Source organism: Paenibacillus ottowii, assembly GCF_006874425.1.
Lineage (GTDB): Bacteria > Bacillota > Bacilli > Paenibacillales > Paenibacillaceae > Paenibacillus > Paenibacillus ottowii.
This window is the reverse complement of the sequence record NZ_VIJZ01000009.1, coordinates 65,191-88,720: the sequence shown is the minus strand read 5'-3', so window position 1 is coordinate 88,720 and position 23,530 is coordinate 65,191. Positions and strand designations below refer to the sequence as shown.

Annotated in this window: 21 protein-coding genes; 13 read left to right on the top strand and 8 right to left on the bottom strand. The window is 47.3% G+C overall.

All coding sequences use genetic code 11. From position 1 onward, the window contains the following. Positions 1-146 precede the first annotated feature (146 nt). From FKV70_RS19965 to FKV70_RS19945, 5 genes are all read left to right on the top strand, one after another. The gene (locus FKV70_RS19965; RefSeq protein WP_142613966.1) at positions 147-1,271 is read left to right on the top strand and encodes an NADH:flavin oxidoreductase; all 1,125 of its coding nucleotides are present in this window, start codon (positions 147-149) and stop codon (positions 1,269-1,271) included. 101 nt (positions 1,272-1,372) lie between these two features. Continuing rightward, a complete protein-coding gene (locus FKV70_RS19960; protein WP_007432172.1) occupies positions 1,373-1,741 on the top strand; it encodes an ArsR/SmtB family transcription factor in 369 nt (122 codons plus the stop codon). 186 nt (positions 1,742-1,927) lie between these two features. Continuing rightward, positions 1,928-4,351, top strand: coding sequence for a heavy metal translocating P-type ATPase (locus FKV70_RS19955; RefSeq protein ID WP_142613965.1), 2,424 nt, complete (start codon positions 1,928-1,930; stop codon positions 4,349-4,351). Positions 4,352-4,660: 309 nt separating this feature from the next. Next, positions 4,661-6,112, top strand: coding sequence for a PEP-utilizing protein (locus tag FKV70_RS19950; protein ID WP_142613964.1), 1,452 nt, complete (start codon positions 4,661-4,663; stop codon positions 6,110-6,112). A 312-nt stretch (positions 6,113-6,424) separates the two neighbouring features. Then, on the top strand, positions 6,425-8,407 hold the full coding sequence (locus tag FKV70_RS19945; protein WP_142614092.1) for a heavy metal translocating P-type ATPase: 1,983 nt from the start codon (positions 6,425-6,427) through the stop codon (positions 8,405-8,407). A gap of 162 nt (positions 8,408-8,569) precedes the next feature. Here the strand turns inward: FKV70_RS19945 and FKV70_RS19940 are convergent, their stop codons facing one another. Together FKV70_RS19940 and FKV70_RS19935 are read right to left on the bottom strand one after the other, a co-directional pair. Next, on the bottom strand, positions 8,570-10,093 hold the full coding sequence (locus FKV70_RS19940; protein ID WP_064797234.1) for a DHA2 family efflux MFS transporter permease subunit: 1,524 nt from the start codon (positions 10,091-10,093) through the stop codon (positions 8,570-8,572). A gap of 9 nt (positions 10,094-10,102) precedes the next feature. Further along, on the bottom strand, positions 10,103-10,738 hold the full coding sequence (locus FKV70_RS19935) for an HlyD family secretion protein (protein WP_063212873.1): 636 nt from the start codon (positions 10,736-10,738) through the stop codon (positions 10,103-10,105). Between the two features lie 138 nt (positions 10,739-10,876). Here FKV70_RS19935 and FKV70_RS19930 point away from each other — a divergent pair, with 138 nt between their 5' ends. Then, positions 10,877-11,431 carry an NAD(P)H-dependent oxidoreductase gene (locus tag FKV70_RS19930; RefSeq protein WP_063212872.1) on the top strand — a complete coding sequence of 185 codons (555 nt, stop codon included), beginning with the start codon at positions 10,877-10,879 and terminating at the stop codon, positions 11,429-11,431. 10 nt (positions 11,432-11,441) lie between these two features. Further along, positions 11,442-11,903 (top strand): hypothetical protein, encoded by a 462-nt coding sequence (locus FKV70_RS19925; RefSeq protein WP_142613963.1) that lies wholly within the window; start codon positions 11,442-11,444, stop codon positions 11,901-11,903. A gap of 79 nt (positions 11,904-11,982) precedes the next feature. On the opposite strand, the gene FKV70_RS19920 is transcribed toward FKV70_RS19925, so the two are convergent. After that, positions 11,983-12,714, bottom strand: a complete 732-nt coding sequence (locus tag FKV70_RS19920; protein WP_064797231.1) for a ZIP family metal transporter — start codon at positions 12,712-12,714, stop codon at positions 11,983-11,985. Between the two features lie 283 nt (positions 12,715-12,997). Between FKV70_RS19920 and trxB the strand changes: the two genes are divergently transcribed. Continuing rightward, entirely contained in the window at positions 12,998-13,939 is a 942-nt protein-coding gene (gene trxB, locus FKV70_RS19915; protein WP_064797230.1) for a thioredoxin-disulfide reductase, read from the top strand. 56 nt (positions 13,940-13,995) lie between these two features. Next, positions 13,996-14,226 (top strand): glutaredoxin family protein, encoded by a 231-nt coding sequence (locus tag FKV70_RS19910; protein ID WP_013373091.1) that lies wholly within the window; start codon positions 13,996-13,998, stop codon positions 14,224-14,226. 41 nt (positions 14,227-14,267) lie between these two features. Here FKV70_RS19910 and FKV70_RS19905 read toward each other — a convergent pair whose 3' ends face one another. Next, positions 14,268-15,440 carry an ROK family transcriptional regulator gene (locus tag FKV70_RS19905; RefSeq protein ID WP_142613962.1) on the bottom strand — a complete coding sequence of 391 codons (1,173 nt, stop codon included), beginning with the start codon at positions 15,438-15,440 and terminating at the stop codon, positions 14,268-14,270. Between the two features lie 134 nt (positions 15,441-15,574). Between FKV70_RS19905 and xylA the strand changes: the two genes are divergently transcribed. Both xylA and xylB read left to right on the top strand, forming a co-directional pair. Continuing rightward, positions 15,575-16,891, top strand: a complete 1,317-nt coding sequence (xylA, locus tag FKV70_RS19900; protein WP_142613961.1) for a xylose isomerase — start codon at positions 15,575-15,577, stop codon at positions 16,889-16,891. Between the two features lie 56 nt (positions 16,892-16,947). After that, positions 16,948-18,471 carry a xylulokinase gene (xylB, locus tag FKV70_RS19895; protein WP_142613960.1) on the top strand — a complete coding sequence of 508 codons (1,524 nt, stop codon included), beginning with the start codon at positions 16,948-16,950 and terminating at the stop codon, positions 18,469-18,471. Positions 18,472-18,569: 98 nt separating this feature from the next. On the opposite strand, the gene FKV70_RS19890 is transcribed toward xylB, so the two are convergent. Continuing rightward, positions 18,570-18,818, bottom strand: coding sequence for a lanthionine synthetase LanC family protein (locus FKV70_RS19890; protein WP_425280372.1), 249 nt, complete (start codon positions 18,816-18,818; stop codon positions 18,570-18,572). A 123-nt stretch (positions 18,819-18,941) separates the two neighbouring features. On the opposite strand from FKV70_RS19890, the gene FKV70_RS19885 reads away from it, so the two are divergent. Both FKV70_RS19885 and FKV70_RS19880 read left to right on the top strand, forming a co-directional pair. Next, entirely contained in the window at positions 18,942-20,195 is a 1,254-nt protein-coding gene (locus FKV70_RS19885) for a hypothetical protein (protein ID WP_142613959.1), read from the top strand. A gap of 12 nt (positions 20,196-20,207) precedes the next feature. Next, positions 20,208-20,924 (top strand): ABC transporter ATP-binding protein, encoded by a 717-nt coding sequence (locus tag FKV70_RS19880; RefSeq protein WP_142613958.1) that lies wholly within the window; start codon positions 20,208-20,210, stop codon positions 20,922-20,924. Positions 20,925-21,064: 140 nt separating this feature from the next. Here the strand turns inward: FKV70_RS19880 and FKV70_RS19875 are convergent, their stop codons facing one another. Genes FKV70_RS19875 through FKV70_RS19865 form a run of 3 tightly spaced genes read right to left on the bottom strand, consistent with a single transcriptional unit; the run spans position 21,065 to position 23,529 of the window. Then, entirely contained in the window at positions 21,065-21,247 is a 183-nt protein-coding gene (locus FKV70_RS19875; protein ID WP_142613957.1) for a FeoB-associated Cys-rich membrane protein, read from the bottom strand. 36 nt (positions 21,248-21,283) lie between these two features. Beyond that, positions 21,284-23,293, bottom strand: coding sequence for a ferrous iron transport protein B (gene feoB / locus FKV70_RS19870; protein ID WP_142613956.1), 2,010 nt, complete (start codon positions 23,291-23,293; stop codon positions 21,284-21,286). Further along, positions 23,284-23,529 (bottom strand): FeoA family protein, encoded by a 246-nt coding sequence (locus tag FKV70_RS19865; RefSeq protein ID WP_016820309.1) that lies wholly within the window; start codon positions 23,527-23,529, stop codon positions 23,284-23,286. The genes feoB and FKV70_RS19865 overlap by 10 nt, the downstream gene beginning before the upstream one ends. Between the last annotated feature and the right edge of the window lies 1 nt (position 23,530).

Genomic DNA, 23,530 nt, shown 5'->3' with positions numbered 1-23,530 from the left:
TTAGGCCGCTTCTTCTTTTTTTGTAAAAAGCCTGCCTAAAATTAAACTGTGGCTTCTTGAACTGTAGTTTATAAGTGTGTAAAATGGAATTGTATAACAGAAGAGTAGAAAAGATAATAATAATCATTGAGAGTGAGGAAAACGTCATGAACACCGAAATATTGTTTAAACCTTTTAAGTTAGGTAACTTCTCTCTTCCCAATCGGATCGTTATGGCTCCCATGACACGGAATTTTTCTCCTCAAGGTATTCCAGGGCCTGAGGTTGCCGCATATTATCGGCGCCGAGCGGAAAATGCTGTTGGATTGATTATTACGGAGGGAACGGCTATTCACCATCTCGCAGCTGTGGAACACACAAGCATCCCTAATTTTTATGGTGAGGGGTTAAAGGGCTGGGCCAAGGTAGTAGAGGAAGTCCATGCAGCAGGGGGCAAAATTATACCGCAACTTTGGCATGTGGGCACAGCCCGCAAAATAGGTGCGGATAACCAGCCGAATCCCGAGGCATTGCCTGTCGGCCCTTCAGGTATTTCTCCCGCTGGTGAAAAGGTAGTTGAGCCATTGACGGAGGCGGAAATTGCGGATATCATTGCAGCCTTTGCTCAGGCCGCTGCCGATGCCAAGCGAGTGGGGTTTGACGGCATTGAGCTTCATGGAGCACATGGCTATCTGATAGACCAATTTTTCTGGGACAAAACGAATAAGCGTACCGATCAATATGGAGGCGATTTGGTTCAGCGTACCCGGTTTGCAGTCGAGGTCATTGAAGCTTGTCGCCGTGCAGTAGGCCCGGATTTTCCAATTGTACTGCGATTCTCCCAGTGGAAGATGTACCATTATGGAGAGAAGCTGGCACAGACACCACAGGAACTTGAACAGTTCCTTGCTCCATTGGTACAAGCCGGGGTGGATGTATTCCATTGTTCAAGCCGTCGTTTTTGGGAACCAGAATTTGAAGGGTCAGATCTAAACCTGGCAGCTTGGACTAAAAAGATAACAGGCAAGCCGGTTATTACAGTAGGATCGATTGGTTTGGAGAAGGCCTTTTTGAGTGATTTGGAAAATAACAATAATCGTCAGGCTGAGCAATCCGGTAATGTAGAGGCCAGATTGGAACAACTTGTGGAGCTAGTAGAACGAGAGGAAGTTGATCTGGTCGCAGTTGGACGTGCATTGCTGGTTGATCCGGCATTTGCAGTAAAGCTACGTGATCAACAAATAAAAGAAATAATTCCTTACAATGATGAGGTATTAAAAACGTTGAATTAAGCAAATTTCAGTTACAGGGCAAGCTGTAATTTAAGCTATTCGTAAATTCTACGAATTTGCTATAATAAGAGCATCAAGTCGAAACACACGGGGTGAAAAGGATGAATTCTGAAACGGAAGCTTTGGATTGCGAGCCGGCTTGTCACGGTTCAGACCAGGAAATTGAGCGCATAAAATCTTCCCTAGTTGAGGATTCCATCGCATACAAAATGTCGGAGCTGTTTAAAGCGCTGGGTGACCCGACACGAATCAAACTGATTTATGCCCTGGCCCAAAAGGAATTGTGTGTTCATGATTTAACACAGGTGTTGAACATGGGGCAATCTGCGGTATCCCACCAGCTTCGTTATTTGCGCAATCTGCGTATTGTCAAACGACGCAAGGAAGGCAAGACAGTGTTTTATTCACTGGATGATAATCATGTGGAGCAGATTTTTTTGCAAACCCATCAGCACATATCACATCAATGATTTTTGACAAACCAACAAGTAGGGCGCCAAGCAATTGGCGCCCTTTTGGTGTTGACTCTGAGTTTGATTTTTTTTCTTTAAACAGGGCGATGATCATTGACTTTTACCCCTAAACCTGAATATAATGACCTTAACAAATAATATATGAACAGTTGCTCATATATAGCTAATTGGAGGCCAATTATTATGGATGCTCTAAAAAGAAATGAACGACATGAATGGATTTTGGAAGGTTTGGATTGCGCTAACTGTGCTTTAAAGATTGAAAATGGAGTCAGTAAGATAGAGGGGGTCCTGGATTGCTCGGTCAATTTTGTCACAAAAACGTTGACGATGACCACAAATTCGGATCAACAAGAAGAGATTTTCCGCCAAACAGAACGGAAGATTCACAGACTTGAGCCTCATGTTCGGATGGTTGCCAAGAATGCTGGTGGACGCTTGCGTGAGGACAGTCGAAATGACGCTGGTGCAGTAGAGACAAGCTGCGCAGAGGACTGCGCGTGCGGTCATGAGCATGATGGTGAAGGACATAATCACAATGACGGAAAGCATGCTGCTCACAGTCATGGTGGCCATAGCCATGAAGCACACGGCGCGCACGATGGGCACGACCATGGTAATCATGCTCACATGCATCACAATCACCATGCAGTGCACGATCATGGTGAAGCTGACCATGCTCATTCTCATTCGCATGGAGATGATGGTCATGCTGGGCATACGCATGATCATGGTACGGACGGTATGCGCCGTATGATTGCACGTTTGTCCATAGGTGCGATTATTGCCGCTGTCGCCTGGTGGTTACCTGTCGAAGGTGTGGGCAAGCTGGCTCTATTTTTAGTAGCATACATCATCGTTGGCGGTGATGTTGTCTTGCAGGCTGTGCGCAGTTTGGTGCGTGGAATGGCCTTTGACGAGTACTTCCTGATGACGCTGGCTACTGTAGGCGCATTTGCTATTGGGGAATATCCCGAAGGCGTGGCTGTCATGTTCTTTTATCAAATTGGAGAGCTATTCCAGGGTATTGCAGTTAACCGTTCACGCAAGTCCATCAGTGATTTGATGGATATTAGACCGGACTATGCCAACTTGAAGACCGCTGAGTCCGTACGGAAGGTTTCCCCAGAAGAGGTTCGCGTCGGAGATCTGATCGTGATCAAGCCGGGGGAGAAAATCCCGCTGGATGGTAAGGTTGTAGAAGGCAAGTCGCATGTCGATACCTCGGCGTTGACCGGTGAATCTGTGCCTCGTACCGTTGAGCCGGGAAGCAGCGTGATGAGTGGATTTGTGAATACGAACGGACTTCTGACGGTAGAGGTCAGCAAAGAATTTAGTGAATCCGCGGTTTCCAAAATTTTGGAACTGGTGCAAAATGCGAGTGCCAAAAAAGCACCGACGGAAAAGTTTATCACGAAATTTTCCAGATATTATACACCTGTAGTGGTTATCGTAGCGTTGCTGCTGGCAGTTGTTCCCCCACTTGTTATGCCGGGGGCACAATTTTCAGATTGGTTATATCGTGCGCTTGTTTTCCTTGTTATTTCTTGTCCATGTGCGCTGGTAGTGTCTATTCCACTAGGCTTCTTCGGCGGGATCGGGGCTGCCTCCCGTTCAGGTGTGCTGATCAAGGGCGGGAATTATCTTGAAGCTCTGAATCATGTGAAATACGCTGTTTTTGATAAAACAGGTACGCTCACCAAAGGTGTTTTCCATGTGACAGGAATTTATCCTGCCGAATCTTTTACCAAGGAAAGCTTGCTGGAGACCGCTGCATTGGCTGAGATGCACTCCACGCATCCTATCGCTGCGTCCCTGCGGGAAGCTTATGGTCATGAACTTCAACCGGAGCGAGTTCAGCAATATAGCGAAATATCCGGCCACGGGATTCAGGCCCAAATAGATGGGCGTCTGGTATTGGCCGGAAACGCTAAGCTGATGGAACGGGAGCATGTTGCTTTGAATGCAGGGCAGCAAGCAGGATCACTGGATGAAGGAACGGTTGTACATGTGGCTGTAGATGGAACGTATGCCGGGTGCATTCTGATATCGGATGAGGTCAAGGAAGACGCGGCCAAGACGATTGCTTCCCTGAAAAAGCTAGGGGTGGTAAAAACCATCATGCTAACAGGCGACAATCGGACAGTTGCCGAGGCTGTAGGACGTCAGCTAGGTCTGGATGAAGTACGGGCAGAGCTGTTGCCTCAGCATAAAGCCGAAGCCATTGAGCAGTTGTCTGCAAGTAAAAAAACGAGCGATAAGATTCTGTTTGTAGGCGATGGAATTAATGATACGCCTGTGCTTGCTTTGGCAGATGTTGGTGTAGCGATGGGCGGTTTGGGCTCAGATGCAGCGATTGAGGCAGCAGATATCGTAATCATGAACGACGAGCCTTCAAGGCTGGTGACGGCGATTCATATTGCCCAACGCACGCGCCGTATCGTATGGCAAAACATTATATTTGCGCTAGGTGTCAAAGCTGTATTTCTCACATTAGGTGCATTTGGTATTGCTACCATGTGGGAGGCTGTATTTTCTGATGTAGGCGTTACACTGTTAGCCGTATTAAATGTGATGCGTGTGCTGAAGGTTGGTTCTGAAGAATAAAAAGGGAACACCCCCCGTTAACAATTGGATGCAGGTATCCTATGAAAACAGGGGGTGTTTTCTATAGCTGACTTTTTTGTATAGACATGTGTGCGACCGGCCGTGTAGCGATTTATTTCGGCATACATAGTAGTTGTACAGAGATGTATAAATATGGGGAGGGCCTAATACGTTTAAGGTAGGGACTTTACAAGTAAAGTCCATGTAACATTCAGTTGTTCAGTAATGAGTAAGCGTTTTCTTGAATTGGAGGGGGACTCGAATTCCGGGTGCCAACTTCCTGACGAAAGAAAGGATGGATTAATAAGCATGGAGGCTAAACTGATGCATGTATTCGCAGAGCTGTTGGGTAGCATAAACAGCCGGGATTGCAACGTTCCAGAGCCAGATATGGAGTCTGCTGCACGGAGATTGGCTATGGAGACGCTAAGAGCAGGAAGCCAGCAAGTATCTGCTGCACAGGAGGAAGATCCATTGGGCTGGCTGGTTGGTTTAGCTGAGCAGGGGGCCATCAGTCGAGCGGAGGCCTTGCTGGCTGTAAGCCCGGAATTACTTGGAGAATCGATGTTGAATCACGGCAACGATATGGGGCAGGCCATGGGCACATTACTGCAATGGAGCGATGAATACAGGCACACCTTCATACGGCTTTATGCTGACGCCCCTGCACGTATAAGTCGTAAAAGTACAGAGGAAGCCTCAGAAATAGGCAGTCTTGATGGTTATAGTCTCCTACATGGTCCCTTGTCGCAAGCATCCGGCCGCGTGAGGGAATTATGCTATGCCTATCTGGACGTGGCGGAGTCGGGACAAAAGGTTTATGCTCCTGACGGGAAGCCTGATCCCATTCTTATCCCCGGTTCCCGTGCATCCGAAACGTACACAACATTTAATAAAGCATCGGGTTTGCCTGGAGTATGTGAACACCTGTCCCGACGGATCATTGGACTGCTGGAAACAGAGTACGAAGGCTTGTTTGAGTTGCTGGACGGATTGCCGTTGACTATAGCTTTGACTGAGCAGAACAATGCAGTGGGCATCGGAAGCCTGCAAGATATGCAGTTGGAGGCCCTGCTGCGTGCAGCGTTGCGAAGCATGCGACAGGGAGGGGAACCACGGCTGGAGATTATGGTGCGCAATCCGGCTGACGCAAACCAGTTCCAGACCATCCGAGACTGGATTGACGGCGTGGCCGAGCAAACGTTGTGCGGCCGTCTGCGGTGCGTTCCATATCGGGTAGGCGTGCTTATGACGGTGGATACAAATTTGGTGCCTAATGCAGGCCAAATATGGAATGAACAATCTGCACAGTCAAGGAAGTCGGCCAATGCCGATAACATATCCGAGGTGAGCACACGGCAGACCAAGCAGGCGGCTCAGGCCGCAGATTTGGCGCGTTTTGCCGACACGGTCATTTTAGAAGTCATAACATCGCCAGCTTCCCATGGTAGCGAAGCTGGCGAACAGTTAATTCCAGCCACTACTCATGGGCATGAGAGTGCTAATGATACGATAAAACACATAGTGGAAGCTGTTCGGCGTATAAAGCCTGAGCTTCCTGTATGGGTGGCGATAGATGAAATTCACCCGTCTCTAGACGGCATTAGGATCTGGGAAAATGAGCTGACGGGCGTCATTTGTTCAGACCCTGCAATTCCAGCTATACGCCTTGCCGCTGCCCGTTGGAGACTGCAACAGCAAACCAACCAACAACATATTGCAGGGACCACACATACCCATGCGTGGAAGTTTCCGCTTTAGCCTGAAGGTAATCTGAATTCAAGTGGTTGAGTGCTTTGAAATGTAGAGGTACCCGCGTTGTTTGCGCGGGTATTTTTTTATTTTAGGGGATTGCCAGTTTACAAGCGGAAAAGAAAGGGTATATAATAAAACAAAAAGTTTCTCTAAACCAAAATAATTGTATATACGCAAAAATGATTATCATTCTCATTGCCAAACATGCTGCTTCGGGCTTCCCGTAGCAGCATGTGCTATTTTAAGGCACTTAACAATGGATATCATTCTCAATGAAATTCAAGTACAAAGACCAAAAAAGGAAAGGAACGTGACATGATGCAAGCAGTTCAACGACTACAAGATACATTGTCTCCCTCTAACCGGGCACTCACAAAAAACAGTGGCAGCAGACGGCCTGGTCCGAATCGCAAACCGCAATTTCAGTTTAAAAGCATGCTGAAAAATAAGGAGATGCAAGCTGCTCTAGGCAGTGGAATGCTAATGCTGATGGCATGGGGGGTGTCACATTGGTGGCAGTGGCTATCCGTCATTCTCTATGTAGTGTCTTATGCCCTTGGAGGCTGGTCCAAAGCCAAGGAAGGGATTGAAACCCTGATCCGGGAACATGATTTGGATGTTAATTTACTTATGATCGCTGCGTCTTTAGGAGCTGCGGCTATTGGCTACTGGAATGAAGGAGCCATGCTGATCTTTATTTTTGCACTCAGTGGTGCGCTGGAGAGCTATACCACCGAGCGCAGCAGTAAGGATATTTCCGAGCTGATGGCGTTGAAGCCGGAAACGGCTCTGCGTTTGTCTCACGAGGGAACAGAAACGGTCGGCATTGAGCAGCTGTTGCCAGGCGACCTGCTGCTGGTTAAGCCCGGCGAATTAATTCCGGCGGACGGCCGAATCTCCAAGGGCGTGTCAGCCGTGAATCAAGCATCCATTACCGGGGAATCTGTTCCGGTAAACAAGGTGGCAGGTGACGAAGTATATGCAGGCACCATCAATGGAGAAGGCGTGCTGTATGTAGAAGTCAGCCAGTCCTCGGAAGATACTTTATTTTCAAAAATCATTCGTATGGTAGAAGAGGCCCGGACCGAAGTTCCTGATTCGCAGCGGTTTATTAAAACATTTGAATCGGTATACGCCCGAATTGTTGTTGCTGTCACGCTGATCGTCATTGTGGGTGCACCCCTTGTATTGGACTGGACATGGGCAGCGGCGTTTTACAAGGCAATGGTATTTCTTGTAGTGGCTTCACCTTGTGCGCTTGTGTCATCCATTATGCCGGTGATGCTATCCGCTATTTCCAACCGTGCCCGGCGGGGTATTCTGTTCAAAGGTGGCGCACATGTAGAGAATATGGCATTGACATCTGTCGTTGCTTTTGACAAAACAGGCACGTTAACGAAGGGTTCTCCTGTGGTCACGGATTGGATCACCGCCCCAGATTACGATGCTGATGAGCTATTGCACACGGTCGCGACAATCGAAAGCTATTCCTTGCATCCGCTGGCACGAGCGATTGTAGCCAAAGCCGAAACTGAATTGGGACAGAGGGAGCTTCTCACAGCCGAGCAAGTGCAGGCGCTTACCGGATGGGGAATGGAAGGCATTATAGGCGGGGTCAAATGGAAAATCGGCCGCACCAATGTGCTGGATGAACCTGGACTTCTGGCAGAGCCAGAGTGGGTGGAGAGCCGAGCCCGACTGGAAGCTGAGGGCAAAACCGTATCCATCATTCTTGCAGATGATCGGATTGTCGGAATGCTGGCGCTGCGTGACGAGCTGCGTCCCCAGGCGCGCGAGTCCGTGAAACGCCTGCAAGCACAGGGGATCCGGGTCGTCATGCTGACTGGAGATCGACCGGACACGGCTGCCGTGATCGCGGCGCAGGCTGGAGTTGACGCCGTATATGCCGGCTTAATGCCGGAGGACAAAGTCAGCTATATTCGCAAGCTGCGCGAGGAATACGGGCATGTCGTCATGGTCGGCGACGGTGTGAATGATGCCCCGGCTTTGACCGCGGCGACTGTAGGGCTGGGCATGGGAATGCACGGCAGTGGAGCAGCACTCGAGGTCGCAGACGTGGTGCTAATGAATGACGGAATCGAGGAGATTGCTCCGACGATCGCATTGGCGCGCAAGGCGCAGCGGGTGGTCAAACAAAATATGATCTTCGCGGTAAGTGTGATTGTACTGCTGGTAATCAGCAATTTTGTGCAAAATATAGCCCTGCCTTTTGGGGTCATTGGACATGAAGGCAGCACGCTCCTTGTCATTTTGAACGGCCTGCGTTTATTGCGGTCATAAGACTAACCATCCAATTCACTAATCATAAGTTTACACATAGGCAGGAGCATCCAACCCTTTTACAATCCAAGAGGGTTGGATGCTCCTTTTTTTGCTGTGTTAGTCTACTTTGTAGGCAAGGCCAGTTTGTCTCATATCTCTAATTTCGCGACTGCTATGCGTCTATCTGCGGCGCGGTGTAGACCGCCGCAAGAACAGGGAAAACAATAATCCCGCCAGCGCAATTCCGGTGGCAATGATGAAAGCATCATTAATGCCATGAATCGTCGATTCCGTAACAGCCCTTCCGTATACTTGTTGTATGGCGAGTGCAGAGCCGCTTTCCGTAGAGATACCCGCTGTTTGTGCTAGGGTTTGTCCCAGTTGGGATATGCCTTCCGTTACAGAAGCATTAGCGGTGGTAGCGACATTCGCATAATCCGCCAAATGAACCGTAGTTCGGCTGCTCATGACCGTAATGAGCCAAGCGGTACCAATAGATCCAGCAATTTGCCGTACTGTATTAGACATGGCAGTACCATGGCTGCCAAGATGGGCAGGCAGCTGGTTTAGTCCTTCCGTCTGAACGGACATCATCAGCAGTGACATCCCGAAGCTGCGAATCGTGTAAATAATCATGATATGTCCATAGGTGGTGGCATCGGTCAGCAGACTGAATTCCCATGTCGTGACTGCTGTAATAATCAGCCCGACAATTGCTAACGGTCTCGCACCAATACGATCGAATACTGCCCCAGATATCGGTGACATCACACCCATCAGCAGTGCACCCGGCAACAGCAGCAGACCGGATTGCAGCGGCGTAAAGCCGCGTATATTTTGCAAATAAATCGGCAGCAGCAGCATCCCGCCGAACATAGTCATATTGACAGTAGCCCCAACCAGCGTAGATACCGTAAAAATGTCGTATTTAAATACACGGAACTCCAGCATAGGCTCCAACATGTTCAGCTCGCGTACGACAAAAAATACAATAAACAAGATCCCGAAAGCGAGCGAGAGTATGACTATATTGCTACTCCAGCCCTTGTCTCCGGCTGAACTAAAGCCATACAGGAGAAGACCAAAGCCAAGAGTGGAAAAAATAGTTCCCAGCAGATCAAAACTCGGTTTTGTCAGCTTGGACACATTTTTAAGCCAGCGTACAGCAAATAGAATATCAATGATCGCCAGCGGAATGACTAACAAAAATAACAGCCGCCAACTGTAGTGCTCGACAATCCACCCGGATAAAGTTGGTCCTACCGCCGGGGCAAACATCATGGCAATCCCCATGGTTCCCATAGCTGCGCCCCGTTTTTCGGGGGGAAATACAGTCAGGAACACGTTCATCACCACAGGCATGATGATGCCGGCCCCGCTGGCTTGGATGACGCGTCCAACCAGCATAGGCGCAAAGCCAGTGCTGATCGTGCAGACGACAGACCCGGCAGTAAACAAACCCATCGCGGATATGAACAGCGCACGTGTTCCAAAGGATTCAATGAGAAAAGCGGTGATTGGAATCAGGATTCCGTTCGTCAGCATATATCCGGTGGATAACCATTGAACGGTTGTGGCAGACACGTTGAAGTCATTCATCAAATGTGGAATAGCCACATTGAGCAGCGTTTGATTCAAAATCGAAATGAAGGCGCCTAGCAGCAGCACGGACAGAATACGTCCGACGGACATTTTTTGATCCATGACAGCCTCCTACTTGTGAACTCTAATCGTTGCACTCATTCCCGGGATAATCCCCAGCCCCTTGTAACCTTGAATGGAAATGGTAACCGGCACGACCTGCGTCACCTTGGTATAGTTGGCAGTGGTATTGGAAGTGGGCAGCAATGAAAAGGTGGATGCGGTCGCCAGACCGATCTTTTCGAGTTTGCCGGTTAGGGACGTATCCGGGTAAGCATCGATATACACATCTACAGTTTGTCCTACTTGGAGATCCTGTACAGCCGTTTCATCTATATTGGCAGTAATCCAAAGGTTGTTCAGATCAAAAGCCTTTGCTAACGGTGTGCCCGCCCCGACAATCGAGTTATTGACAGCAGTTTGCTGTACGATCGTACCGTCAGTCGGGATTGTAACGCTGATCCGGCTTCCGCCTCCCTCTACACTACCAAGCGTGCTGCCAGCAGTGTACGTTTTACCAACTTCAGCGTTCCAGCCTGTGAGCTTTCCTGCGCTTGGAGAGGCAACAGTAACCGCTTGTCCGCTTACTTGTGCATTGTCAGTTTTTATGTAGTTGGCGGACTGATTGTAGTAGTAGGCGGCGGCTCCACCTCCTGCCAGAATAATAATAATTACCAGCAGATTAACTAATATGGCGCGCGAATTCATATTGTGCATGCCTCCCTAGTTGTTTTTGAATGTTCAAAGTATGCGTCAGACCATATTCATAATATTCAGATCGATTTTGGGAAAGGTTAAGAGCGTATGCAAAAAGGATGATCTTGCTGATAAAGGATGATGCGGATAATGGCGACCAGAATTATGATTGTATATGACAGTGAGAATGGACATACCGAACATCTCGCTCGATCAATCGCAGAAGGGGCACGTCTGGATCACACAGAAGTGTTGTTAAAGCATGTAAATGAGGCCGACGTGAATGAACTAGTAAACGTGGATGCGATTATCTGGGGGTGTCCAGGTCATTTTGGTACTATCAGCAGCGGTCTGAAGAGCTGGATTGACAAGCTCGGGTATCTGTGGGCGCAGGGCAAGCTGGTGGACAAAATCGGTGCAGTGTTTTGCACAACCGCTACCGTTCATGGTGGATTGGAATCAACGCTGTTGAATTTGATTACCCCCATGCTTCATCAAGGCATGATTATTGTTGGGCTGCCAGCTAGTATTGCGGAAAATGCCCTATACGGCTCCTATTACGGTGTAGGGGTAACATGTCCGGTGGAGACAGATCCCAATGGGCCACCCAATCTTCCAAAAGATGATGATCTTGCGTTAGGTCGCTCTTTGGGCAAACGGGTCGCTGAGATGGCGGGACGGTACCGTAGCGCTGAAAGAGAATAGGAGGCCGCCGATGACCATTGCTTTTATCGCAGTAGCTGTGGTTGCCTTGATCTTTTTACTGGTATTTAATACGAAGATGACGCGCAAGTCCTCGGCCAAGAAACGCCCCAACCAAGAGGATTCCAAGCAAAGAAGTAAACGACCTTATCCCGTGCAGGTGGAACCCAAGGCGCATGAATTAACGGAACATACCGGAGAGATGCAGCCTAAGGATTCTGGTATTGAAGAACATCGTGCCCGGGAGCATCAGAAGTTGCCTGATATCCATACGGATATGAAGGTGGAAAAAGATCGCAAGAACACAGAAAGTACTTACGGGGATCAGGATTATCGTGCGGCTTTGCGTGGTTTTGCTGGAAAAGACGAAGAAAAGGATGGAAGTTCCCCGAAATCCAATGGAGAAAAGGAAGCTTTCAAAAGTGAGGACGAGAAGTACCGGGAAGCCCTGCGCTCCATGAACCAAAAAAAATGAGATCCCTTCATTTGTACATGGCAAAAGGCTGCTTTCTGTCTGAATTACAGGCAGAAAGCAGCCTTTTTGTGTTGGACGGCTATAGCCATTCGGTTAGTCCGATCATCGTTATCAAGCCAAGAATAAAAGAAAATGTGGCGATTCGCTGGTTGCCGTCCCCGTGACTTTCGGGAATCAGTTCCTTGTAGACGATAAACATCATAGCTCCGGCGGCAAAAGCAAGACCGTACGGCACGAGTCCGTTCACCCAGCTGCTTAGATAAAAGCCGATTAGACTGGTGATGATTTCCACAGCTCCTGTTAGGGTGGCAATACCCAATGCCTTGAAGCGACCGATGTTTTGATTCACAAGGAATAGCGCTACGATAAAGCCTTCCGGGGCATTTTGCAGACCGATAGAGAAGGCAATGAGATTGCCAAGATTCTGAGTTTCACTCGCGTAGCTGACCCCAACGGAAAGCCCTTCCGGCAAGTTGTGCAGGGTAATGGCTGCAATAATCAGAAAAGATTTAGACTCAAGTTGGAAGGTCTTGGAATCCGGGTCTTCCAGATCCGCATGGGGGATATACATTTCCATCACCAGTAATACGAGGCAGCCAAGCAAGATCCCCGCAGTCAGCACAAACCAATTGGCATGCTGAATCGCTTCCGGAATCAGATTATACACGGATGCGGAGGTCATGATTCCTGCGGCATAAGCCAGCAGAACATCGCGAAGCCGATGCGTGACATTACGCATAAACAATATAGGCACGGCGCCGAGTCCGGTGGACAGGGCAGAAATTAAGCTACCTACGAAAACATCACTCATAATCGGGATAATCCCTCCATACCTCATGATCTTTAAACTTCGCTTCATGAAAACTTCATTTGACTGTTAACAGCTCTTTCCGCATAATGAAATTAGGATTTAGAATCAGTCTAAGTCATAAAAGGCTACAAACAAGTGATTCGTTTTTTTCTACATCCGGGTGTCCACACTTTGATATAAGCTTTGCTGGCGGAACTACTCGTAGATTATATGCAGCAGCCCAGCGCCCGGTACCGGAAAACTTGCTATATAATACTTATGATATTTTAGGAGGAACCAAGATATGTACAAGTCCATTATTATAGGCACCGGCCCTGCCGGTTTGACCGCTGCTATTTACCTGGCACGCGCTAACATGAATCCGCTGGTGATCGAAGGACCACAGCCAGGCGGACAATTAACGACGACTACGGAAGTCGAAAATTTCCCAGGCTTTCCTGAAGGAATCATGGGACCCGATCTGATGGATAATATGCGTAAGCAAGCGGAGCGTTTTGGCGCTGAATTCCGTACAGGCTGGGTGAACAAGGTAGACACAACTGCTCGTCCATTTACACTGGATGTAGAAGGTTTGGGTGAACTGGTAACCGATACGCTGATTATCTCCACAGGGGCAACTGCCAAATACCTGGGGATTCCCGGTGAGCAGGACAATATCGGACGCGGTGTGAGCACTTGCGCTACCTGTGACGGATTCTTCTTCCGTGGCAAAGAAATCGTTGTTATCGGCGGTGGAGACTCTGCCCTGGAAGAAGCTAATTTCCTGACTCGTTTTGCCTCCAAAGTAACATTGGTACATCGTCGTGAAGAATTGCGGGCATCCAAAATTATGCAAGATCGCGCTCGTGCGAACAGCAAAATTGAATGGGCGCTCAATCGTACTCCTGTAGAAGTGATTGCTGACGAAAACGGAGTAACTGGCTTGAAAGTGCTGAATAATGCAACAGGGGAAGAGGAAATCATTACAGTCAGTGGCGTATTCGTGGCAATTGGCCATCATCCGAATACAGGCTTCTTAGAAGGACAAATTACCACGGATGCGAACGGGTATATCGTTGTAAATCCGGGTACTTCCGAAACAAACGTGCCTGGCGTCTTCGCTTGTGGCGACGTACAGGATACACGCTACAGACAAGCGATTACCGCAGCAGGTAGTGGCTGTATGGCTGCTATGGACAGCGAGAAATACATTGAAAGTTTGGAGCACAGTGCACTGGCTCTGTAATACTTGCAAGTATGGTTAAATATAGATGTAACAAAATAAATGATGAGGTGATATTCATGGAAAAAGCAATCGTATACACATCTACAAACTGCCCGCATTGCCGTCAAGTAAAAAGCTACTTAGCTGAAAAAGGCGTGGAGTACGAAGAACGCAACATTGAAACGAATGAAGCATTTGCTCAAGAGGTTTGGGATATGGGCATTCGTGCTGTCCCATTGACTTTGATCGGGGAAGAACGTATTTCCGGTATGAACAAAACCAAGTTTGAAAAAGTGTTGAACGCTTAATATGGGCGTACGGGAACCTGAGAGTTCCCGTACGCTTTTTTTTATAAAGATACGCGCACACGCCCGAGAAAAGGGGCTGTTGCTGCATAGGCGGCACCTAGCATCGTCGAGCGGCTACCAAGCGTGGAAAAACAAATCTGTAGTTGGCGACGGTGATAGGGCAGGGCCCGTTCCTCAATCACTGCACGCATACTTTGCTCCAGCCAAGGTCTGGCTTCCGCTAGTGGACCGCCGATCATAAGCATTCCGGGATTTAGACTGTTCACAATGTTGGTAATCCCCACACCCAAATAGCGCCCGATTTCATCAAGGACGCTTAATGTATTCGCATCACCTTGCTGCGCAAACGGTAGTAATTCCGCTGTATTATGTGCGGGCAGCTTCAATGACGATGCTACATACGCCTTCTCCGAGGCATACAGCTCCCAGCAGCCTCGGCTGCCACAGGAGCAGAGGCGTCCGTTCCAATCAATGGACATATGGCCGCTTTCTCCAGCATACCCCCACGCCCCTTGGTACGGCTTGCCATCAATAATGATTCCGGCCCCGATCCCGGAACCTGCACTGATGTAGACCAGATCCCGCGCCAGCTGTCGATGATCAGCGTCCATACCATAGTACAATTCGCCTTGTGCACCGACGTTGGCCTCATTATCCACCACTACGGGAAGACCCAGCTCCCTTTCTAGTTGTTGCCGCAGCGGAACCTCTTCCCAGCCCAGATTGGGTGCGAATAAAACATTTCCGGCTTCATCCACCATACCCGGTACCCCTAGCCCAATACCAACAATACCGTGCGGGGAGGGAGGAGCGGATTGCATAAGCTCGTCAATGAGCTTACGAATCTGTTCGATAACAAAGCCAGGATCATGCTGGGTTAAGGAAAGGGTAAGCTCTGTTTCAATGGTACCTGATAGATCGGTCAGAGCGCCCTTAATGTACTGTACGCTAACCTCGATACCGAGTACAAAGCCTGCACGGCTGTTGAATAGCAGCATTAAAGGTTTACGCCCACCGCTCGATTCCCCTAATCCTGTTTCATACACCAATCCATCGGTGATCAACTCTGCAACCAGGTTGGACACGGTGGCTTTGTTTAATCCAGTTTGACTGGATAGCTGTGCCCGGGATAGAGGGGCATGAAGGCGGATTCGCTCCAATACGATAGATTTATTCAGCTTTTTGACAAGCGCCTGATCGCCAGTAACATTCATGGTTATTTCACTTCCTGTTGATATAATTCCCGTTATTATATCATAAAAATAAACTTAGTTTAAGCAATAGACAAAGTTTATTGACTGTGCTAGAATCGTTTTTGTAAACGTTTACTACAAAGGAGGAACTTATCATGGCTTATTTCGAACAGGTATCCAAAATTAACTTTGAGGGCAAGCAATCTGATAATCCTTTTGCGTTCAAATTTTATAATCCACAGGAAATGGTCGCGGGAAAAACGATGGAGGAGCATTTGCGTTTTAGCATGGCCTATTGGCATACGCTGGTTGCAGGTGGTTCTGATCCTTTTGGAGTTGAGACGGCGGAACGTCCATGGTCCAAGTTTACCGGACTGGACTTGGCGAAGGCACGTGTGGAAGCAGCCTTTGAGCTGCTGGATAAGCTAAATTTACCTTATTTCGCCTTCCACGATGTGGATATTGCACCTGAAGGGGCATCACTAAAAGAATTTTACAGCAATCTGGATACGATCGTGGATCTGATTGAGGAGCACATGAAAGCTACGGGCAAAAAACTGCTGTGGAACACAGCGAATATGTTTAGCCACCCACGCTATTTGCATGGGGCTGCGACCACTTGCAATGCAGATGTATACGCACACGCAGCTGCTCAAATTAAAAAAGGACTGGAAGTGGGCAAACGTCTGGCCGCAGATAACTATGTCTTCTGGGGAGGCCGTGAAGGCTACGAAACACTGCTGAATACAGATTTGAAGCTGGAGCAGGACAATTTGGGACGGATGTTCCATATGGCGGTAGACTACGCGCGTGAAATCGGCTTTGACGCTCAGTTCCTGATCGAGCCCAAACCGAAGGAACCAACCAAGCATCAGTATGATTTTGACGCGGCGACGACGATTGCCTTCCTGCAAAAATATGATCTGGACCAGCATTTCAAGCTTAATCTGGAGGCTAACCATGCAACCTTGGCAGGCCATACTTTTGACCATGAAGTGCGTGTAGCACGGATTAACGGCATGTTGGGATCACTGGATGCCAATCAGGGCGATATGCTGCTGGGCTGGGATACGGATGAATTCCCGGTTGATCTGTATGATGCGACACTAACCATGTATGAAGTGCTGCAAAATGGAGGCCTGGGCCGTGGCGGTATCAACTTTGATGCCAAGGTGCGCAGAGCATCGTTTGAGCCAGAAGACTTGTTCCTGGCGCACATCGCAGGTATGGACACGTATGCGAAAGGTTTGAAGGTAGCTGCCAAATTGATCGAGGATCGTGTGTTTGAGGACTTTATTGAGAAGCGGTACAGCAGCTTTAAAGAAGGTATTGGAGCAGACATCGTATCCGGAAAAGCAACGCTTGCTTCTCTGGCTGAATATGCTCTGGCGAACGAAACACCACGCAAAAACGTGTCCGGTCGTCAGGAATACCTAAAAGCTACATTAAATCAATACATTTTGGCTGATTAATATCGGAATTGATATACGAATAAGGGCTGCACGATCACAGGGAAGGAGGAACTCCAATGCAGGAGACGATAAACCAGGAGCAGGAGCGCTATGTCATCGGTGTCGATTTGGGTACCAGTGCAGTCAAAACGGTGTTGGTCAACCGCAAGGGGCAGGTTGCTTATGAAACCTCTCAGTCATATCCTCTTCATCAGCCGAAGGCAGGGTATAGCGAACAGCATCCTGAAGACTGGGTGCGTGGGACGTTAGCATCGTTGAAAGAGCTTGTGGAGAAGGCCGGAATCGGCGGAACAGATGCTGTGGACGGCATTAGCTTTTCGGGGCAGATGCACGGGCTTGTGCTAACTGACAAGGAAGGAAAAGCGCTACGTCCAGCTATTCTGTGGAATGATACGCGCACAACGACACAATGCCGCCGTATTGAAGAACAGCTTGGACCAGCGCTGCTGAGGATCGCACGCAACCGTGCGCTGGAAGGCTTTACGCTGCCCAAGCTGCTGTGGGTGCAGGAGCATGAGCCAGATGTGCTGGCTCGTGCGGCCCATTTTATGCTGCCCAAAGATTATGTGCGTTACTGTCTCACAGGAGAGTTGGCGATGGAGTACTCGGACGCGGCAGGCACGCTGCTGCTGGATATTGCAAACAAGCAGTGGAGCGAAGAAATCGCTGCTGCGTTTGATCTGCCGTTGTCGCTGTTCCCGCCGCTAGTGGAATCCTTTGACCAGACGGGAACGCTACTGCCGGAGATTGCCGAGCAGAGCAGGCTTTCGCCTGAAACCAAGGTTTATGCTGGCGGAGCAGACAACGCATGTGGCGCGATTGGCGCCGGCATTTTGAGTGAAGGCCGCACCTTGTGCAGCATCGGCACTTCAGGAGTTGTGCTTTCCTATGAGGAACGCAAGGATCTCGACATTCAGGGACGAGCCCACTTTTTTAATCATAGTGAGCAGGATGCTTATTATATCATGGGGGTTACACTCGCGGCCGGATACAGCTTGACCTGGTTTAAGGATACCTTTGCGCCGGAGCATTCTTTTGACGCATTGTTGGAAGATGTGAACTCGGTCGAGCCAGGCAGCCGCGGGCTGCTGTTCACGCCTTATATTGTGGGCGAACGCACCCCTCATCCGGATGCTACTATTCGAGGCAGCTTTATCGGGATGGATGCAGGGCACAAGCTTGCGCATTTTACACGGGCGGTGCTGGAGGGAATTACGTTTTCGCTCAAGGAATCCATTGATATTCTCAGAGGCACAGGCAAAACGGTGAATGAAGTGATATCCATCGGCGGCGGTGCGCGCAATGAGGCATGGCTGCAAATGCAGGCAGATATTTTTAACGCAGATATCGTTAAGCTGGAAAGCGAGCAGGGACCTGCCTTGGGGGCGGCCATGTTGGCTGCTTATGGTAGTGGCTGGTTTGAATCTCTGCAAGCGTGTGCTGAAGCTTTTCTGCGTGAAGCAGCGAGATATTCACCGAACCCGGAACGTGTGGCACGGTATGAAGGCCTATACGAGCTGCACCGCGAAGTGTATCTGCACACGCGGGAGCTAAGTAAGCATTTGGCGGCATATCGCTGAATAGACTTTACGTTAATAAAAGCCATAATAAGGGTTGCCAATGAGGACACCTTTATTATGGCTTTTGAATTTAAGGATGTATAATGCAAGAGGACTCCTTACAAAGTGGCTCCTATAGTGAGAGGATACTTGGTAGAAGTTAACGAGTAAAGAGCTTGTCCAGCTAAAATTAATAATTCAATATTTCCGAGACTTCCATGACAGATGCAGTGACTTTTATTAAATTCGTATTTTAAAGTTGTAATAACTGCTATTTCGATATTTTGGACGATATCAGGTATTAAACTTGATATTAAATAAGGCATACATAAGGTTAATCCTACGCCAATTCCACTAGCCCATGACACCAATTAGCTAGATCAGTGATTCTCCTTAAGGCTGAAGCAATACCAATACTATCGTACCAAAGCTTACTTTGAAAAAAACTGATTTTCAGGTTGAGCCAGTTTTGTGACTTGGAGACGAGAAAAATGACAAGTATAAAGCTATGTGAAATATTGTATCTAAAGCAACTCAGAAAGCTAACTAAAATGGAGGTTGCTTTATTCATTTTTTTATTAATTTTAATTCCTAATGGATTAGCTAATGCTACCTTAAGGTTAAACAGCTTGGGTTTTAAAGCAATGATGTGGGCTATCCTATATGGAATCATTGGTTTTTTGATTCAAATTGGAATAAGTATATCGACTTCTAAAATGGAGGAAATACGTTTTTTGTGGTCTATAGGAAAGGGGAATTGGTTTTTAACCCAATATGCTATTGTAAAGAAAATTCCTTTTCTAATATTACTTTTATGGATCGTAATCGGCCAGATCTTATGGGGTGTTCATCAGAATTACATTTTTAGTATGGTTTCAGGATTGGTCTTAGGTACGCTTTTGGCAGAGATATTTTGGTATATAACGGTATTTAGGAAATTCTCTGGCTATGCAATAAGCTTTTTTTTTCTATCAATGAATGTAGTCTATTTCATATTGCCAATGTCTCTGTCAGTACGTATTTTGACTTGGATTTTGTTATGTATAAGCATGGGGTATATAGCTCTCTATTTTGCGCAACGCTCTTGGGCTTTTTTTTTACAGTATCATGGTTCGAAAAAACTTTCGGGCCGACGTGGATGGCTATCTCAATGTCCACTCCTAAAAAAAGAATTGTTATTTATTATAAGGCGAGTTAACCTGTTTTCTTTTTTTATTTTAGCTTTGGGAACTGAAGTTTTGAACTCTTATATTATTAGAGAAAGTCCGTTTATTCTTCCAATCAGTAGCGCGGTATTATCATGGTTTGCTGTTGATATCTGGGCTGTCAAGAGTCTTATTATTGAGGAAAAAGGACTACTAATATATAAAGCAACATTATTTGCCTGGAAGAAGATGCTGCGTACTAAATGGTTAATTTTATGTATTTTAAATATAGGGATTATTTTTATGCATCAGTGGTTTTGGGGGATTTATTTACAGATTAGTCCAGTGACTTTATCAATTCAAACTATATGGAGTATATTCCTCTCAACTACTTTAATTAGTTTTGGCATGCCTTTGGGTTACAAATTTTTATCCATAGACTATTTAGGAAATTACCGTATCAAGTTTCTTGGGAGCTGGGTCATAGCAATGAGCATGCTACTGCTATTGTATCTTCATCAATTCCATAAAGTATTTTTTGTAGCTATATCAGTTATGATCTATATAAGATTTATACTTTTTTATAAAAAAGTATCTTAGGAGTGATAAACGATGACCCAAGAACATAAATCATCATTTTTACAACTGGATCAAGTTTCTTTCAGTTATGGCTCTAAAGAAATTCTGCATGGGATAAATTGGGATGTCCCAGACCACCAAATTACTGTGTTGCTAGGTCCTAATGGAGCAGGTAAATCAACCTTATTAAGTTTAATTGCTGGTCTTCATCAGGTACAAAAAGGTACAATTCGATTCAATCAAGCCATAATTGATTTTGAAAATCAATACTACAAATCAATGGTAGGCTACCTACAAGAATTTCCCTTTTATTATCCTGCACTTTCTGTATCAGAAATGATGCGACTTATTGGAGGGTTACGACAGGTACCAAAGGACCAACTCGAAATGCGCATCGCTAAATGGCTGGAGAGATTCAAATTAGAAGATTATCAAAATATAAAAATGGAAGAGTTATCACAAGGAACTAAAAAGAGAGTTGCATTAGCTTCAACGCTCTTACATGAACCTAGAATTCTTATATTAGATGAACCGACTAACGGATTAGATCCTGATCAAGTGATGATTGTTAGAAGTACACTACGGGAGTATCTAACAGAAGGAAGGGTTATATTGTTATCCACTCATATTATAGGATTAGCTGAGAAATTAGCAGACCAGGTTGCCATTCTTCGAAACGGTCGGATGACATATGCAGGAAAATCAACAATTGACCTTGAACGCCTATATATAGCACATCAACAGGATTAGCTTATTAATACTCCTGATTAAAAAGTTCTCAAGGAATAGAGTACAAAGAAAAAACTTGGCTAACAGTGCCCCTGTCATGTATTTAGAGGGCAGTCGCCAAGTTTTTTTCTTGCTATCCGTCCATTGTGAAAATGCTAGGGTTAACCTTTGTGAGCTGTCGTTGTTTTTCTGATATCTTCATTCACTGAACTCACGGCACAGCCTGGACAAGACTTGCTTGATGAACAGCCAGCACAGGCGCCTTGGCGGCTTTTTCGCAAAAATCTTACCAACACCCATGCACTATAACCGAGGATCACCAATAAAATGATGATATTGACCATGGAATCCACTTCCTTTTATATACTTTAGGGTCTGACTTAACCCCAACCTAATAATCTGCCACACTGATAGATCAAGACGGCGATGATATAGGCAACGGTCAAAGGATAGAACACAGAAAAGGCGGTCCAGCGCCAGGAGAGTGTCTCTTTGCGAATAACCGCTACCGTAGCCAGACACGGCACATACAACAGAATGAATACCATAAAGCTAAAGGAGGCAAGCGGTGTAAAAGCATGACTGACTTGCAGCTCCAATCCCTGCATATCGGGAACGTGGTAAATGATATTCATGGTTGATACGATAACCTCTTTGGCCATAAAGCCTGTGAGCAGAGATGCGCCTGCTTGCCAGGTGCCAAAACCAAGAGGAGCCAATAGGGGCGCAAACCATCCTCCAATCGTAGCGAGCAGGCTGTCATCCATTTCTACGCCGAAACCCTGTGTTCCGAAATTGGACAAGAGCCAGATGCCAACGGAGCCTGCAAGAATAATCGTTCCGGCTTTGCGGACGAAGCCTTTGACCTTCTCCCAGGTGCTGCGAAATAATGTAAGAGCCTGCGGCACCCGATAGGGAGGGAGCTCCACGATAAAGAGGGAAGGCTCACCTGATAAAATAGATACTTTGGAAAATATTTTGGCAAGTATGAGCGATACGGTGATCCCTAACACATACATCAGCATGATAATGCTTGCTGCATGTGATGGGAAAAACACACCTGCAAACAACGCATACACCGGTAAGCGGGCCGAGCATGACATAAAGGGTACCAGCAACGTTGTAATAAGGCGCTCTCTTGGTTGTTCAATCGTACGTGCCGCCATAATTGCCGGAACATTACAACCAAATCCGATGATGAAGGGAATGAAGCTTTTCCCGTTCAAGCCCACAGCTTGCATCAAGCGGTCCATGAGGATTGTGACCCGTGCCATATACCCGGAATCTTCGATTACCGAGATAATCAGAAATAAAATAGCAATTTGAGGCAGAAAAACAAGCACCCCTCCGACCCCAGCTACGATGCCGTCCACGACTAGACTTTGCGTAAAAGCGGAGGCATTCAAGTGAACGAGTAATTCAGAAATCCAGCTGCTGAGTGTCCCTGAAAAAAATTCATCCAGCATATCTGAAAGAATTGTACCCGCCCAATCAAAGGTGAACTTAAAGGTAGCGTACATCAGCAGCAAGAAGATCGGAATGCCCAAATACCGATGAGTAAGCAGTGCATCCAGCTTATCTGTCAGGCTGTGAGGTCTGAGTTTGGAGGTGTCAATTGCTTTGGAGCACAGCTCAGCAATCCATGCTGTTCGTACAGAGCGAATATACTGAGCAGGGGTGCTGGCATGACCCTCTCTAAGAAGCTCTTCCTCGCAGTGCTGGATGCGTGCAGTTACTTGTTGGCGCTGTTTCTCATTCGTTATCCAATCCATGACGACCGGATTGTTTTCCAGACATTGCAGTGCAGCCCACCGGAGCTGAGGCACAGATGTATTCGGCAGCAAGCTGCAAATATCCGCTATAGCAGCTTCGACGGCAGGACCGTAATCCAGTTGAAAAGCATTGGATGTATGTCTGACCTCTCGAAGGGAAGCGAGCATTTGCTTACTTCCGCTACCTGTACGTGCGACCATTGGAATTATGGGGACGTTCAATTGATCAGCCAACAGTTCCTTGTTTATCCGAAGACCGGTAGCATCCGCTACATCAGTCATGTTTAAGCCGAGTACAAGCGGCCGGCCGTATTCCAATAGTTGTACAGTCAGATAAAGATTGCGCTGGAGCTGGGAGGCATCTACGATGTTAATCAGCGCCGCAGGCGGTTCCTCCAGCAAATAACGGGTTGCGACACCTTCATCCAGCGACAGAGGGAGTAATGAGTAGGTACCCGGCAAATCCACCAATACGGCAGATTTGTCACGCAAAATTCCTGTTTTCTTTTCCACAGTGACGCCGGACCAGTTGCCTACCTCTGCATACGTACGGGTCAGCTTGTTGAATAATGAGGTTTTCCCTGTATTGGGATTGCCGAAAAGAGCGATCATGTCCATGTCGGAACGACCTCCAGTTGCTTCACCTGATTTTGACGGAGGCCGACCAGTTGGCCGTTGCATTCAATAACAATCGGGCCGCCCAATAAACTGATCTTTTTTAAGCGTATAATAGAGCCCTCGTTGATGCCCATGTCTGTTAAGCGGCGGCGTAATGAGGGATGAAGTGGCGCAAGAGATTGCAAACGCACAGTTTGACCTAACGGCGTACGAAGGAGTGAAATACATTCTGGCATG